The organism is Brevibacillus halotolerans, assembly GCF_026891775.1.
Classification (GTDB): Bacteria; Bacillota; Bacilli; order Brevibacillales; family Brevibacillaceae; genus Brevibacillus_B; species Brevibacillus_B halotolerans.
This window is the reverse complement of record NZ_JAPTNK010000020.1, coordinates 56716-71826: the sequence shown is the minus strand read 5'-3', so window position 1 is coordinate 71826 and position 15111 is coordinate 56716. Positions and strand designations below refer to the sequence as shown.

Below are 15111 nucleotides of genomic sequence, written 5' to 3'. Positions count from 1 at the left end.
TTGTTTTGCTTGCCTCTTTCGTGTTATTCTCAATGGTAACTAACGATATGCTTCCCCTGTTTGCACAATGAGCATCCACATTGAGTCCAATCTTCTATAAAAAGGACTTATACTCAACTGTCTTAGAAGAACGAAGGAGGTGGAGGTCAGACCTACTGACCGTTACTATGCAAAAGAGAAATGAAAAGCATATGCACACTAGTAACTTTCGGAATTATCACACAACAGAACATGATAGCTGTGGAATTATCTGTATCATCGAAAAAACAGGAACACCTACAAGGAAAAATGTAGATGAAACCATTCGGACCTTAGTACAAATGGAGCATCGCTCTGGATTTATTGATGGAGAAGGTGACGGATGTGGTGTATTAACGGATATCCCTCGTTATCTTTGGGAGAAATATTTAGAAAACTCACTCTTCGAAAGTGATTTGGCGTATGATCCTTCCTTTGCAGTTGCTCATATTTTTGTTCCCCGCAAAGGACATGAGGTAAAAAAAGTCCAGGAAGAAATCGGCTTGCTTATAAAAAAACACGGCTTAACTGTTTTAGCTGAGCGTGAAAATCAAGTTCATTCAAACGTGTTAGGAAAAAACGCACAGCAGGATGAACCACTCTTTTGGCAAATCGCTTTCATGCCAAACCAAGCCATCCACCCAACCACATTAACGCCTGAACAATACGCCGGATTATTATTTGAACTCCATGTTGAAATTGAAGATACCTATCATGTACATGTTGCTTCCCTCAGCAATCACACCGTTTCTTATAAATTGATGGGTGCAGCGAACATCTTACCCCGCTATTTCGTAGATTTAGCTGATCCATCCTTCGCCTCTACTGTTACAATCGGTCATAATCGCTACTCAACCAACACATTATCTAATTTTTTCCGAGTCCAGCCCTTTTCTTTATTAGGACATAATGGAGAAATTAATACCATTAGTAAACTTGAAGAAGAGGCCCGCATGCTACACGTACCGTTAGTCGAAGGTGGCAGTGACTCTCAAAATTTAAATCGTACCATCGAAACCTTTATTCATCGCTATGGATTGACCCTATTTGAATCCTTAGAGGTTATTTTTCCACCTATCCACAATGAAATAAAATTATTTTCTCATGATTTACAGGATTTATACACGTACCTCCGACAGGCTTGGGGGCACTTTGCTCAAGGTCCCGCTGGTATCGTTTCTCGCTACGCCGATCAATGCGTCTTTAGTGTGGACTCCTTGGGATTGCGCCCCGTCTGGATGGTAGAAAGTGAAGAATCCCTTTATTTCTCCTCCGAGCAAGGCATTATTCCTGTGTCTGAAATGGTAAGCGAGCCAAAATCATTAGCCCCTGGCGAGAAAATTGGTGTTCAGCTAAGCCAACAAGGTATCAAAATCTTTAGTCATTCAAAGCTGCAAGAGCTTGTTAAGGCCAGCTTTCAGACGAAAATTTCCTGTCAACATTTCCGCCAGCATTTACATTACGCCTATCAAAGCGAAATGGTCGCTCCTTCTTCTGATTATGAAGCGCCTACTGCTCAAGCATTTAGTGCATTTGGTTGGGATCGAGAGCAAATCCAGCTTATTGAGCAAATGGCTTCTAATGGTGCAGAGCCGATTCGTTCGCTTGGCTATGACGGACCACTCGCTGCCTTGTCCAAAGAACGCCAAAATATCAGCGATTACATTAAAGAAAGCGTGGCAGTCGTAACTAATCCAGCAATCGACAGAGATCGAGAAATTGAACATTTTTCAACGCGTGTGGTTTTAGGAAAAAGAACATTCCTATCACAAAAGGAAACCGAACCGCATACTCGCATGGAGATCGCTTCACCGCTGCTCGTGGAGGGACAATCGTTCCAAGAGCTTGCATCTCCTCAAGGTATGATGACTTTAGAACAAATTATTTCCTGCTTCCACACAAATCCGCATAGTGTAGTCGTCTTGCCAACCGTATTTCGAGAAACTGAACGTTTATCGGAAGCATTGGATCGCCTTGCTCAGGAGGCTTGTCAAGCTGTGGAAAAGGGAGCCGCTTTATTAATTCTTGATGACTCAATGGTTCATATTGAAAATCAATATTTTATCGATCCTTTGCTGATAACAGCCCATATTGACAGAGCGCTCAAGCAAGCTGAGTCCCCTAATCATAATCTACGCAGACAAGTAAGCATCATCGTTCGATCCGGTGCTATTCGTTCCTTGCATGATATCGCTCTTCTACTGGGAAGCGGTGCAGAGGCAGTGGCTCCACACATATTGTTTGCCACTGTATTTGCAAAGGGAGGAACAGAAGCAGTTCACAATCTATTTACTGCTTTAACAAAAGGGCTCGAAAAAGTAACATCAACAATCGGTATTCATGAGCTACGTGGCTATGGGCGCCTTTTTTCTGCAATAGGTCTGCATGCGGAAGTAGCTAATATTCTACAAATCCCAACCTTCTGTGGTTCAGATAAGGCCGGCCTATCACTTGACCAGTTAGAAGAAGAAAGTCGTCAGCGCTACGAATTATATAAGGACGAAAAAGCACGTGAGGCACGAACCTTCCACCTATTCCCACGGTTATGGAAGGCCATCGGGCAAATTGCCAGCGCTGAAATTCCTTATGCAGATTACGCATTAAAATTAGAAGAAAATGAGCAGGAAAACCCGATCTCCATCCGTCACCTAACCGATATCGCCTATGAAAAAAGAGGCACTCAGCAGGATACCGCTCGAATTGAACCCGAGCAAGTGGACAACAGCGTAGGGGAGCATTCATTGCCGTTTATGATTTCTTCTATGTCATTTGGCTCACAGAATGAGACAGCCTTCCGTGCCTATGCAGAAGCCGCTGATCGCCTCAATATGATTTCCATGAACGGTGAAGGCGGAGAAATTAAAGATATGCTGGGCAAATACCCACGCACCCGCGGTCAGCAGATAGCGTCAGGACGATTTGGCGTAAATGTTGAGTTAGCTAACTCTTCAAACCTATTGGAGATCAAAATTGGTCAAGGGGCAAAACCAGGTGAGGGCGGACATTTACCCGGCTCGAAGGTTACAGAAAAGATTGCTGCTGCCCGAAATGCTACCGTAGGGTCCGATCTAATTTCACCTTCTAACAATCATGATATCTACTCCATTGAAGATTTGGCTCAGATGATTACAGAATTAAAAACAGCCAATCATCAAGCAAAAGTATGCGTTAAGGTGCCTATCGTACCTAATATTGGAACCATTGCTGTGGGAATAGCCAAAGCTGGTGCTGATTATATTACCTTGTCAGGATTTGATGGTGGCACAGGAGCTGCCCGTGTGCATGCTCTACAACACGTCGGGCTTCCCGCTGAGATTGGTGTAAAGGCGGCTCATAATGCCTTACTGGAGGCCGGTCTACGCAATCAGGTAGAGATTTGGGCAGATGGCGGCGTCAAAAGCGCACTGGATGTGGCTAAATTAATGATGCTGGGGGCTAATCGCATTGGCTTTGCCACGTTAGCTATGATTGCCGTGGGATGTACTACCTGTCGCGGCTGCCACTTAGATACCTGTCATGTTGGAATAGCCACGCAAATTGATAATTTGGAAGAAGCCCACGAAAAGGGCTTACGCCGTTTTGTTCCCCGTCAATTTGATTTGGCCGTATCTGGGCTTACTAATCTGTTCACCCAATTTGGGCAAGAACTACAGCGAATTACTGCCAAACTTGGATTTACCCATTCGCAGGACCTCGTAGGTCGATCCGATTTGCTAGTGCAGGCTCGCGGCTTAAACCAAATGGATTTGGAGTCACTGCTCTGTGTCCATCCCTTATTTACTACTTCCAAGCATCGCGGGGCTAGTTATGAATCGACAGCCGCAAAAGTCTTGGTAGCCGCAGGAGCAATAGAAAACGCAGAGCAAGTTCAAGAAAGGGATCACTATGTAAGTCTCGATCAACCGATTCAGCAAAATTTTTCAGCCATTTTATCAGGAGAGCGAGTATTGGGAAGTCGTTGGTCAGGAGCACGTGTGAAGCCTTATTTAGACGGAAGCTATATGTCATTACCAGAGGTATCCTTGTCTTATGATCACGGCAGTGTTCCAGGAAACGGGCTTGCGGCCTACAATGCAGAGGGTGTGAGAATTCGCGTACAAGGCGGAGCACAAGATGGTGTTGGTAAAACGAGCTTTGGAGGTGTTGTCTCCATTCTCAAGTCTAAAGGAGCCCACGGGCACTATATCAATGGTTCTGTCGGAAAAAGCTTTTGCTACGGAGCACAGAAGGGACTATTTATTGTTCAAGGAAATGCTGATTCTCGTGCCTGCATTCGCCTCTCCGGTGCAGACGTTGTATTTGGCGGCGCTATTACAGAGCCACTTCAAGATCATTTAGGAGGACTAGGGGCCCGTGCCAATCTAAAAGGCTTCGCTTTTGAATACATGACAAATGGCCGCGCCGTCGTGCTTGGTGATCCAGGCCCATGGATTTGTGCTGGAATGACGGGAGGTACTGTATATGTTCGACTACAACCAGAACTAGGCTTTGACGAGGATGCCCTGAAACGTCGTATCGCCAAAGGGGCTAAAGTGTTCATTTACAAGCTTGATGCCAAAGGTATTTCTGATGTATCCGAGCTAGTAGCAAAATATAAAGAAGAGCTATTGGCCACAGAACAATATGAAGAAGCAGGGCTCATTCAAAAATTATTGGAGCATCCGGAAGCTCATTTTGTACAAATTACGCCTAAAAGAGAGCAAGCCGATCCTTCTGTATCAACTGAGTAAGAACAGTACCGAAGAAGAGAAGAAGAAAAGCAAGCCCCGGTGTGGGCTTGTTTTTTTATTTGATCATTTTTTGTGGTAATATCAAAATAAATGAAACCTTTTTTAAGTTAATACGTATGTAAATTAACTGGCAAGCTGAAATAACGAGCTACCCAACGATTTATTTTCATAATAAAGATGTATTTTTGTGTCTTCTCACCATTTTTCGTGCACAATGAACATAGGATGAGAAGAGGACAAGGAGAATCATCATAGATAGGAGTGATTTTACATGCTTTTTACCCCATGGACGATATTAATTTTGGCGGCATTCGGTCTAACGATGTGGGCACAATTCCGTGTAAAAGGAACGTTTAGCAAATACTCGGAGGTACCTGTTTCTTCTAGAATGACCGGGGCTGAGGCAGCTAGACATTTACTGGATTCTAACGGTTTATCCCATATTCCAGTCGAACATATACCAGGTACTCTTACAGACCACTACGACCCAATGTCTAAAACGGTACGCTTGTCAGATCCTGTGTATTTTAGCGACTCCATCTCAGCAGTCTCTGTAGCCTGTCATGAGGTAGGTCACGCGATTCAGCACAAGGTTGATTATCCAATGCTAGTTGCTAGACATCGTATTTTTCCATTGGTCAACCTTACTTCGGGAGTAGCCCCTTTCTTGTTATTAGGTGGTCTGTTCTTGAAAATCAGTGGTCTCTTCCTGCTTGGGATCATTGCTTTTAGCGTAGCCGTACTATTTCAAGTCATTACCTTGCCAGTCGAGTTCAACGCTAGTAGCCGTGCCAGAGATTTAATGATTAAAATGGGCTATATTCGTAACTCAGAAGAACGTGAGGTTAAAGCCGTACTTGGTGCTGCAGCCCTTACCTATGTAGCCGCAGCTCTCATGTCTGTACTACAGTTGCTTGAGTATATTTGGTTGTTTAAACGAGACAGCGACGACTAAAAATTCCTTTTATAAATCTAAAAAAGGCGTCCCATCAGGGGCGCCTTTCATTTATGGTTGATGCAATTTACTCCTTCACACCAGGAATGGTATCAAGCTTCCATGCCCCATCCTCTTGCTTCATACGAACAGAATAGCCTTTAAAATCAACTTCATTGCCTTCTCCGACAGGAACTTTAATTTCATACTCTCTGCCATTTTGATCTTCTGTAATCATTTCTGCCTGCCCACCTTCCCATTGAAGCACACTGCTTTTATCTACGGTTGGTTGAGCCAGCTTTCCTTCTTTTTCAATTAGCTTAAGATTGTCTATGACCTTATCTCTTGCAGCTTTGGTATAGATATTCTCCAGGTATTTCATCAGCTTTTCTTTCGTATCTATATCGCTTCCTACAAAGCGATAGTCTTTTCCATCATGAGAAAAGCTCTTACTTTTATCTGGATCTATTTTTCCTCCGCGTAAGACATACTCATAAGCGTTTGCTCCCTCGGCTGCCAACGCGACAGCTTCTTTTTCATCCATATTGGTATGCTTACTTCCAGCCGGTTTTGTTATCTCCGCAGCTGGCTGAGCAGTTTCTGTCGTTGGAGTTGTAGGCTTCTGTTCGGGCTGATTGCCTGTACAACCTGCCAATGCTACAACCAAAGCTGATAAAATCAGAAAGCCTGTCCATTTTTTCATATTGTTTCACTCCTTTTTCAGTATGACGCCAAAACATGGTGGCACGTTACGCTTATTCACTCGATACTGCCTCAAAACCATGTCGAACCGCATACAAGAACCATATAAAGTTTAAAAACAGGAGAATGCTCGTCATTAAGAATACACCGTTTAAGCCTACAAATCCAGCTAGAAAGCCTCCCGTCACCGGTCCAAGCATATTTCCAAGACATAAAAAGCTGTTATTATAGCCAAATACTCGACTAACCATATGACTCGGAGTAGCTTTTCGTAACAAGGAATTAACAGCCGGCAATAGTCCACCTACACATAATCCTGCCATGAAACGCAAAATAAGTAATTGCCAGAGCGTTTGCACCATCGCCGTTGGAATATAGATAATAGCAGATGCAAGCAAGCAGCCGAGCAATACTTTATGCGGACCAATCCTATCTCCCAATTTGCCTAACTGAGGGGAAGCAATAACATTAGCTATTCCTGTCATAGCTGTAACTAATCCTGCAAAAAAGGCCACTCTCTCGCTACTCCCAATCAGCTCTTTCACAAAGATCGGGAGGATCGGAACAATTCCATTTAGGGCAAATTGAACAATTACCGTTACGCCAAACAGAACCGGCAGTGTTTTGCTTGCAAACACCATTTTAAAGTCCTCTCGCAAACTTGTCTGTTCTGTTTTTGGCAAAGGTGTAAAGTCTTCCTTTACGGTAAACGTAATGATAAGCGTTGCTATAAATAATAAACTGCCTGTTACCATAAACACAGCACGGTACCCAACTAAATCCGCAAGCAAGCCTCCAAAGAAAGGCCCCATTATCGAGCCAGATACAACACAGGATTGCAAAATGCCTAAGGCCCATCCCGAACGCTCCTGAGGCACACTAGAGGCTACTAAAGCATTGCTGGCAGGAATGATTCCACTAATCGTTCCGTTTAATAAACGCAGAAATAATAAATGCCATACATTGCCTGCCAGTCCAGTTAGCCCAATCGTAATTGACATTAAAAAACCAGAGCGGAGTATCATTATTTTACGTCCATACTTATCTGCCAAGTTCCCCCAAACAGGTGACACTAATCCAGCCGTTAAAAAGTTGGCTCCAAATATGATCCCAGACCACAACGTTGCGTCGTGAGTGTTCGTGATATGTAATTCTTCCTGAATAAAGAGCGGGAGAAATGGCATTACCATACTCATTCCTACCATAACGATAAACAAAGCACCACAGAGAACAAATAAATTACGTTTCCAGGTCTCCATACCCTCACTCCTTATTTTAAGCCAGTGAAAAAGTCAGAGGCTGTTTTTCTAGGTTGGATGTTTATCTACTCATCCATTCGACGAAATAGCTTCTTGATCTATGTTCCCAAAGTCTTGGACGTTCCATAAGGTATGATAAGCCCCTTGCTGCAAAAGAAGCTCTTCATGTTTCCCCATTTCCACAATGCGTCCATCCTTTAACACAACAATCTTATCTGCATGTGTAATGGTAGACAGACGATGGGCTACAATAATAGTCGTTCTGCCCTTTGCCAGATGAGCTAAGGATTCTTGAATCATGTGCTCTGATTCCAAATCCAATGCGGAAGTGGCTTCATCCAAAATTAAAATGGCGGGGTCCTTCAAAAAGACGCGGGCAATAGCAATTCGTTGCTTCTGACCTCCCGAAAGCTTGACCCCTCGCTCACCTAATTCAGTGTCGTAGCCCTCTGGCAGTTCACTAATGAATTCATGTGCATTCGCCGCCTTGGCTGCTGCTATTATTTCTTCTTCTGTCGCTTGCGGATTCCCCATTGAAATATTCATTCTGGCTGACTCGCTAAACAAAATGTTATCCTGCATGACAATTCCGATTTGCTCACGCAGGCTTTTTTGCGTAACGTCCCGTACATCGATGCCATCAATGAGGATTCGTCCATCCGTCACATCCCAAAATCGTGGAATTAAACTAATAAGAGAAGACTTTCCACCTCCTGACATACCGACTAATGCTACCGTTTCACCCGGTTCAATCCGTAATTGTACATCATGTAGAACTGGTTCATCTTTCTCGGTATAACCAAAAGTAACCTTATCAAATTCTACACGCCCGCTAATCCTTTTTGTTTCAGGATTCACGGGCAACGTACAAGCTCCCGGTCTATCCACGATATCATATTGCTCATCAATAAAATCAAACATACGATCCATAGAAGCGATCGCTTGCGTCAATGTAGTCGATGAATTAACCACCCGTCTGAGTGGCGTATATAGTCGCTCCAAATAAGCGTAAAAAGCCATGAGCGTTCCAATGGTTAGCATACCTTGGATGACTTGATAGCCTGCAAAGCCAATAACTAAAAGCGGTGCAATATCCGTAATCGTATTAACCACAGAAAAGGTATAGGCATTCCAGCTAGTTTGCTCTAAAGCCTTATGTAAGAATCTTTGATTTTTCTTTTCAAATTGCTTTGCCTCATACTCCTCTAAAGCAAAACTACGAGTAACGGAAATTCCATTAACTCGTTCGTGGAGATGACCTTGTAATTCAGCTAGCTTCTGCGATCGCTCCCTCATTAGTTGGCGCAATCTCTTATAAAAATACTTAATCGAAAATCCATACAAAGGAAACACAACAATAGCAATCAAAGTTAGCTTTACATCCATAAAAAGCATAATGGAAAGCGTAATAAAAATAGTCACTAAATCCAACCAAATATTCATAAGTCCCGTTTCAATAAAGCTTTTTGTCTGCTCTACATCATTTACAACCCGTGAAATAATTTCTCCTACCTTATGATTGTTGTAAAATCGCATGGATAATTTCTGTAGGTGGCTAAATAATTGGTTACGAATGTCAAATAGAACACGACTGGAAATCCATTGAGCATAATATTGGCGATAATACTCTACAGGGGCTCGCACGATTGTAAACAGAAAAAAAGCTGCACACATTAACCAAAACAATTGATATAGCTTATCTTCCTTAGGCATTGTTCCTGTAACTAAGGTGTCTATCACATATTTGAGAATTAATGGCATTAATAATGGGATCCCAAATTTTACAATACCAATACCAATGGTTACAATAATTTTCACTTTATAAGGTCCCACATAACGTAAGTATCTGCGTATGCTATTCATAGCACCACTCCTGCTGTTAGTATGAAAGATGAATGCGCCGCGCTTTCATTCCCTGAAGTCTAAGTCTCTGTGAAACCGATTTTACAACAGATAGACGGTTATGTCTTGTTGTCAAGTATACGGTAACAGCCCATTTACCTCCAATAAATTCACTTTTCTTTTTCTTTTTAGCTGGTTTTCTCTGTTTTCTAACGATTGAACGCGTATGGGATTCAAAAATACCCCTGTTATCGTTGCCAAATTTCGCTTGACCGATAACAGGGGTGTGTATCCGTGACATGTAATTGACTACTCTTCATCATTGTGCTTTAGCAGTTGGTACCGTTCATACCATCTTTGAACAAATCCGCTTTGGAAAGGCCCACGTTTTGCTTTAATCCATTCCAAAACCTCGTCCAACGCCAAGTGAACCCGTTCCTTCACATATGGAGGGTAATTCATTTGCGCGCTATGTAGAGCATATTCTTCTTCATCTAATACCGTATACGTCATATCCGGATAGACTTTCACATCCAGATCATAGTCGATATAGCTAAGTAAATTTCCTTTTAAACTGAAAGGAGAACCGATGTTACAGTAATAGTAAATCCCGTCATCACGGATCATGGCGAGTATATTAAACCATTGTCCTCGTCCAAATGTACAGATTGCAGGCTCTCTTGTACGCCATTCACGCCCATCAGACTCTGTGACTTTGACACGATCATTACCGGCTATCACTACTGTATCGCTCGTATGAATGAGCGTAGTGCGATCCCAAGTACGGTGTAAGGACTGATTATGTTTGAAGCTTTCAATGCGTATAATAGAACCTGGTACTTGCGACGACATGACTCTCTCCTTTCTTCCATTTTCATCTTTTAAAGAAATATTTCCTTAGGAGGAAATTTTTTTAGAAAGCGTAATATACTGTTGCAATTCGTATCCCATGGCTTGGTAAAAAGGTAACACCTGTTCATTCGCCTGATTGACCATAATAAGAATTTGATTGACACCGCGCTGGTGAAAACGATTCTCTAGGGCTTCTACTAGCTTACGGCCAATGCCCCTGCCTTGGGAAGAACGTGAAACAGCTAAACGATAAAAATAAGCACGAGTTCCATCTATCGTGCCGACAATAACTCCTACAACTTCTCCATCTTCCTCAGCAACCATAACCAAGTCGCTGTCCCAAGCTAATTGTTTAGCAAGAGAGTCCATCGTTTCCGTATCAGTTCGATTTAATTCTGTTTCTTGCCAAATACGAGTAATTGCCGCATAATCGCCCAGACGAAACGTCCGAATAATCATAATAGGCGCCTCCCTTAGACGGCTTCATTTTTCTATTGTACACTACTGAGGAAAGTTTGTCCCCTTAAACACAACTTACATTGTAGCAGTTTTCTAACAGGAACTAAACTAGTAAAGAAATACCGCCATCCACAATAATCGTTTGACCGCAAATCATTTTTGCTTGGTCAGATAACAAAAACATAACCGTATTAGCCAAATCCTCTTCTTCGACCATACGCCCTACCGGAGTTTTATTAGCAGATGCTTCCAATAATTCTTCACGGTTTGGGAAATGCTTTAATGCTCCTGTATCAACAACGCCTCCAGACACAGCATTTACAGAGATGTTATACGGAGCTAATTCTACAGCAAGATAACGAGTTAATGCTTCTACAGCAGCCTTAGATACTCCCACTGTTGTGTAATTTTCAATGACACGAATAGAGCCCAAACTGGACAAGCTTACGATTTTACCGCCATCATTGGTTTTTTGCATTAATTTTGCTGCTTCTTGCGCACAGAATAATAAAGCCTTGCTGTTAATTTCCATAGTCCAGTCCCAGTGACTCTCTTCTAACTCCATTAAAGGGCGTAGCACACCAGAAGCTGCATTGTTCACCAGTATATCTAAACGGCCGAATTCCTCATCAATCTCTTTAAACATCTCTTTAATTTTTGCAACATCTCCAACATTGGTTTTTACCAAATGAACGCGAACACCCTTCGCTTCTAATTCAGATGCTGCTTCTCTTGCTGCTGTACGATTACGCAGATAGTTAATGACTAAATCATAGCCTTGGTCAGCTAATTGGTGAGCAATCGCCTTCCCAATACCTCTGGTTCCACCTGTAACTAATGCTACTTTTCCATTTCTACTCATATATTTCTTCCCTTCCTTCCAAAAATGTAAAAAAGAAACGTTCCATCTACCAGCTATTAACATCTGGTACTAATTAACTTCTATATTATACAAGCTATACCATTGCATCGCTACGTGCAAATGTAGATCAGGTGTAGTCTTTATAACCAATTATTGCCTTCATATGAAAAAGACTTCAATCTTTTTATTTTCTTTTACAAATCGTTAATTTTATACTTTACAAATTGAAAATAATACCATACTATTAAGGAATAATGCTAACACTTGGAAAGGAGGTTCAGAAAAATGATGGTTATGGGAATCTTTACACAATTAGCTGGCAACAATAGGGCTATGCATAATTTCATAACATCTTCTCTCCTCGCTTCCAGACAGGTGATGGTTATTTAGCTGTTCTTTATACCTGATAAGCAGATCGTAGGAGAGGTATCTCTTGCGGTGCATATTTTCTTTTACACGCTCAGACCGTGAGATATCCATATCTTACGGTCTTTTTATGCTCTTTTTTCATAGAAATTGAAAGGGGGTGACACAAGTCATGGTATTTCATTTTTTCATGTTTTCTGTTCAGATCAAGCGCAACAAACCGCCTGTTGAACGGCAAACACAGCTTTATTTCCAGGAGCAATGGATTAAAGAACGCGATGAAAAGCGCTACATGTTGGACGCGCAATCGCCGTATATTATGTAAGTATTCTTCATTTTGATGGGAGGAATGTTGAGATGAGAAGTGTTAAACGTAAGCAACGCATGAAGTATATAGGTGTAAAGGCGCTAGATGGGACCTGACTGAATGAACAAAAAATAAAAGGAGGATGTGCACTGTGCATATTCCAATGATCTTTTTTACCATTATTATTGAACGTAAAAAGAAATCACCAGAGAAAACATACCGAGATTATATACAGTATAAACGCATTGAAAAAATCCGTGAAGAAAACCAACAAAGATGCATGGAACATCATTATTTAATGAATCGTTTCTAAGCGTCTATTATAAAGCTGCAAAAAGCCCCCTCTGTATGAAGGGGCTTTTTGCGTTACCATTTTTCTTCCTTCGCCGTTATTTCAGCAATGATTTTATTGTGTAAGACGGGGAATGCATATTGTGACATTTCCTCTGATGTGACAAACACAGCATTCTCCTTGAGTGGCTCACCTGAGATGTGCTGCATTACATACACATCAACATTCCAATGCAAATGCGAGAAGGTATGCTGTACATTCATCAGGTAATCCCCCAAATCGACTTGTAGTCCATATTCCTTTTCCAAAAGCCGGATCAATTGTTCTTCGTCATCTTTCGTCCCTGCATCCTCTACCATGGGAAATTCCCATAAACTTGCTAATAATCCCTGTTCAGGACGCTTTTGAATCAGATATTGGTTTCCACGCTTTACTACCGCTGTCAGTAATTGAACGGGACGCGGCGGCTTTGCCTTTCCTTTAACAGGTAGCGTATCCTGCACGCCTTCCCTTCGAGCTAAACAGTAATCAAAAACGGGACAGGTTAGGCATTGCGGATTTTTAGGCAGACAAACAAGTGCCCCTAATTCCATAATGGCCTGATTAAAATCCCCTGCTCGTCCGATTGGGATCGTTTGTTTAACCAATTGTTCCATTTTGATCCGTGTAGCTGGTTTAGCAATATCATCATCCATCAGTAGAAGTCTGGAAAACACACGCATCACATTACCGTCTACTGCAGGTACAGGAACCTCGTAAGCAATGCTTAAAATAGCACCCGCTGTATAGGGTCCTACACCCTTTAGCTTGGAAATTTCTTCAGGTGTATCTGGAACCACGCCACCATACGATACCGTGACCTCGCGTGCTGCTGCTTGCAAGTTACGTGCTCGGGAATAATAACCTAGTCCTTCCCATGCTTTTAAAACCTCTTCCTCAGGAGCCGTTGCCAGCGCTTCCACTGTAGGGAACTTTTGCATAAAATTTTGATAGTAGGGTTTAACGGTTTCGACACGGGTCTGCTGTAGCATAATTTCAGAGACCCAGACACGATAAGGATCTCGATTTATTCGCCATGGTAAATCTCGCTTTTGGGCATCATACCAATATAAGAGATCCTGAGCAAAATCAAACGCTTGAAATTCATCGGGCAGTGTATAAATAGTTGGTTGTTTTTTTCTCGTCATGCTTTTTCTTTGTTTCCCCTTTGTTCTTTTCAGGTTTACATCCAATTTTATATAACAGTTCGTGCAAAGATCATCTACTTCCATCTTGCCAAAAAAAACAGGTTTGAACAAGTTTCTCCTACATTTACCGTCCTGATTTAATGGCTTGGCTACTTGTAAAAGAAAATGGTACCCAACGAAGCAATCTTTTTGAAGAATGCATACTTTTTTTTAGAAAGGATTGAAGAATGAAGTAAGTTGTGCCATAATTTTTTCCACCATCCCCGTGCGAAAGGAGAAATCTTCTAGTGGATACTGCCACGCATTTTGCCATCGGTTTTGGTTTAGCTGCCCTTGCTCATCTAGATCCTGTAGTAGCAAACGATCCGGGTTTAGCTGAAGCGGTAATGATTGGAACAGTCATCGGTCAACAAGCACCCGATTTTGATGGATTTACTCGTCTACTGGGTAATGCAACATATATCCGCAACCATCGGGGAGCTTCTCATTCGATACCCGCTATTTTCATTTGGACACTTTCCATTTGTGGACTTATCCAATATTTCATTCCGCAAGTGCACTGGGGGCATTTACTCGGTTGGACATTCTTCGCTGTCTTTTTACACGTTTTTGTCGATATATTTAACGCCTATGGAACACAAGCACTACGTCCTTTTAATCGAAAATGGGTAGCCCTTTGCACCATGTTTATCTTTGATCCGCTGATTTTTGCCTTGCACATCATCGGGCTGCTATTGTGGGCGGCTGGTGCTGAGCCTGGTAAGCTGTTCTTGGTTATCTATCTATTTATTGCCCTTTATTATGTAAAAAGGTATCGGGTACATGCCCGTGAGCTAGCCTATCTGCAATCCTCATTGGGGCTAAAAGGAGAGTATACGCTAATCCCTACTTATTCGTGGAGTAACTGGACATTTGTAGTTAAAACCACGCAGCAATGGTATGTAGGAGAGATGCATCAGGGCTCCGAACCATTGGTGCTTGATATTTTCCCGATTCCAAAAGAAGAACCTGAGCTGATTACCCTCACGAGACAGGATAAAAAAGTGCAAGCATTTCTTTCCTTTACCCACCATGTTCATGCAGAAGTCATACAACGCTCTTTTGGCTATGAAGTCAAATGGAAAGATTTGCGTTATCGAGCCAAGCATATGGGCAAATCCCACTACATGCTGGTAGCTGTCGTCTATCTAGATCAAAATAAACAAATTCGTGATTCGTTCGTAGGCTGGATTCACCACAGTGAAGACCAGTTAACCAAAAAATTAAATCCCCAAAAAGAGATTCAAGTCAATTAAAAAGAA

At 42.1% G+C, this 15111-nt stretch carries 13 protein-coding genes; 5 read left to right on the top strand and 8 right to left on the bottom strand.

What is annotated here, in order from left to right; genetic code table 11:
* The first annotated feature begins 167 nt into the window (after positions 1-167).
* Positions 168-4748: a glutamate synthase-related protein gene (locus tag O0550_RS20405; protein WP_258427166.1), complete on the top strand. Its 4581-nt coding sequence runs from the start codon at positions 168-170 to the stop codon at positions 4746-4748.
* A 271-nt stretch (positions 4749-5019) separates the two neighbouring features.
* Positions 5020-5703, top strand: coding sequence for a zinc metallopeptidase (locus O0550_RS20400; RefSeq protein ID WP_258427158.1), 684 nt, complete (start codon positions 5020-5022; stop codon positions 5701-5703).
* Positions 5704-5770: 67 nt separating this feature from the next.
* Here the strand turns inward: O0550_RS20400 and O0550_RS20395 are convergent, their stop codons facing one another.
* The 7 genes from O0550_RS20395 to fabL all read right to left on the bottom strand — a co-directional run bounded on the left by O0550_RS20395 (position 5771) and on the right by fabL (position 11658).
* Positions 5771-6385 (bottom strand): DL-endopeptidase inhibitor IseA family protein, encoded by a 615-nt coding sequence (locus O0550_RS20395; protein WP_003335414.1) that lies wholly within the window; start codon positions 6383-6385, stop codon positions 5771-5773.
* Between the two features lie 52 nt (positions 6386-6437).
* Positions 6438-7643, bottom strand: a complete 1206-nt coding sequence (locus O0550_RS20390; RefSeq protein WP_003344112.1) for an MFS transporter — start codon at positions 7641-7643, stop codon at positions 6438-6440.
* Between the two features lie 69 nt (positions 7644-7712).
* Positions 7713-9506, bottom strand: a complete 1794-nt coding sequence (locus tag O0550_RS20385; RefSeq protein WP_258427157.1) for an ABC transporter ATP-binding protein — start codon at positions 9504-9506, stop codon at positions 7713-7715.
* A 16-nt stretch (positions 9507-9522) separates the two neighbouring features.
* Positions 9523-9786 carry a hypothetical protein gene (locus tag O0550_RS20380; protein WP_258427156.1) on the bottom strand — a complete coding sequence of 88 codons (264 nt, stop codon included), beginning with the start codon at positions 9784-9786 and terminating at the stop codon, positions 9523-9525.
* Positions 9787-9794: 8 nt separating this feature from the next.
* The gene (locus O0550_RS20375) at positions 9795-10337 is read right to left on the bottom strand and encodes a DUF402 domain-containing protein (protein ID WP_003335419.1); all 543 of its coding nucleotides are present in this window, start codon (positions 10335-10337) and stop codon (positions 9795-9797) included.
* 45 nt (positions 10338-10382) lie between these two features.
* A complete protein-coding gene (locus O0550_RS20370; RefSeq protein ID WP_003344106.1) occupies positions 10383-10796 on the bottom strand; it encodes a GNAT family N-acetyltransferase in 414 nt (137 codons plus the stop codon).
* A 103-nt stretch (positions 10797-10899) separates the two neighbouring features.
* A complete protein-coding gene (gene fabL, locus O0550_RS20365) occupies positions 10900-11658 on the bottom strand; it encodes an enoyl-[acyl-carrier-protein] reductase FabL (RefSeq protein ID WP_035318912.1) in 759 nt (252 codons plus the stop codon).
* A gap of 538 nt (positions 11659-12196) precedes the next feature.
* Here fabL and O0550_RS20360 point away from each other — a divergent pair.
* Both O0550_RS20360 and O0550_RS20355 read left to right on the top strand, forming a co-directional pair.
* The gene (locus O0550_RS20360; protein ID WP_003344102.1) at positions 12197-12349 is read left to right on the top strand and encodes a hypothetical protein; all 153 of its coding nucleotides are present in this window, start codon (positions 12197-12199) and stop codon (positions 12347-12349) included.
* 133 nt (positions 12350-12482) lie between these two features.
* A complete protein-coding gene (locus O0550_RS20355; RefSeq protein ID WP_003335424.1) occupies positions 12483-12644 on the top strand; it encodes a hypothetical protein in 162 nt (53 codons plus the stop codon).
* Positions 12645-12697: 53 nt separating this feature from the next.
* Here O0550_RS20355 and mutY read toward each other — a convergent pair whose 3' ends face one another.
* Positions 12698-13810 (bottom strand): A/G-specific adenine glycosylase, encoded by a 1113-nt coding sequence (mutY, locus tag O0550_RS20350; protein WP_258427155.1) that lies wholly within the window; start codon positions 13808-13810, stop codon positions 12698-12700.
* Positions 13811-14097: 287 nt separating this feature from the next.
* Here mutY and O0550_RS20345 point away from each other — a divergent pair, with 287 nt between their 5' ends.
* Positions 14098-15105: a metal-dependent hydrolase gene (locus O0550_RS20345; RefSeq protein ID WP_068793885.1), complete on the top strand. Its 1008-nt coding sequence runs from the start codon at positions 14098-14100 to the stop codon at positions 15103-15105.
* Positions 15106-15111: the final 6 nt, after the last annotated feature.

Coding starts and splice junctions, on each gene's coding strand:
- O0550_RS20405 (WP_258427166.1), top strand. CDS start 168: ATGCAAAAGAGAAATGAAAAGCATATGCACACTAGTAACTTTCGGAAT.
- O0550_RS20400 (WP_258427158.1), top strand. CDS start 5,020: ATGCTTTTTACCCCATGGACGATATTAATTTTGGCGGCATTCGGTCTA.
- O0550_RS20395 (WP_003335414.1), bottom strand. CDS start 6,385: ATGAAAAAATGGACAGGCTTTCTGATTTTATCAGCTTTGGTTGTAGCA.
- O0550_RS20390 (WP_003344112.1), bottom strand. CDS start 7,643: ATGGAGACCTGGAAACGTAATTTATTTGTTCTCTGTGGTGCTTTGTTT.
- O0550_RS20385 (WP_258427157.1), bottom strand. CDS start 9,506: ATGAATAGCATACGCAGATACTTACGTTATGTGGGACCTTATAAAGTG.
- O0550_RS20380 (WP_258427156.1), bottom strand. CDS start 9,786: ATGTCACGGATACACACCCCTGTTATCGGTCAAGCGAAATTTGGCAAC.
- O0550_RS20375 (WP_003335419.1), bottom strand. CDS start 10,337: ATGTCGTCGCAAGTACCAGGTTCTATTATACGCATTGAAAGCTTCAAA.
- O0550_RS20370 (WP_003344106.1), bottom strand. CDS start 10,796: ATGATTATTCGGACGTTTCGTCTGGGCGATTATGCGGCAATTACTCGT.
- fabL (WP_035318912.1), bottom strand. CDS start 11,658: ATGAGTAGAAATGGAAAAGTAGCATTAGTTACAGGTGGAACCAGAGGT.
- O0550_RS20360 (WP_003344102.1), top strand. CDS start 12,197: ATGGTATTTCATTTTTTCATGTTTTCTGTTCAGATCAAGCGCAACAAA.
- mutY (WP_258427155.1), bottom strand. CDS start 13,810: ATGACGAGAAAAAAACAACCAACTATTTATACACTGCCCGATGAATTT.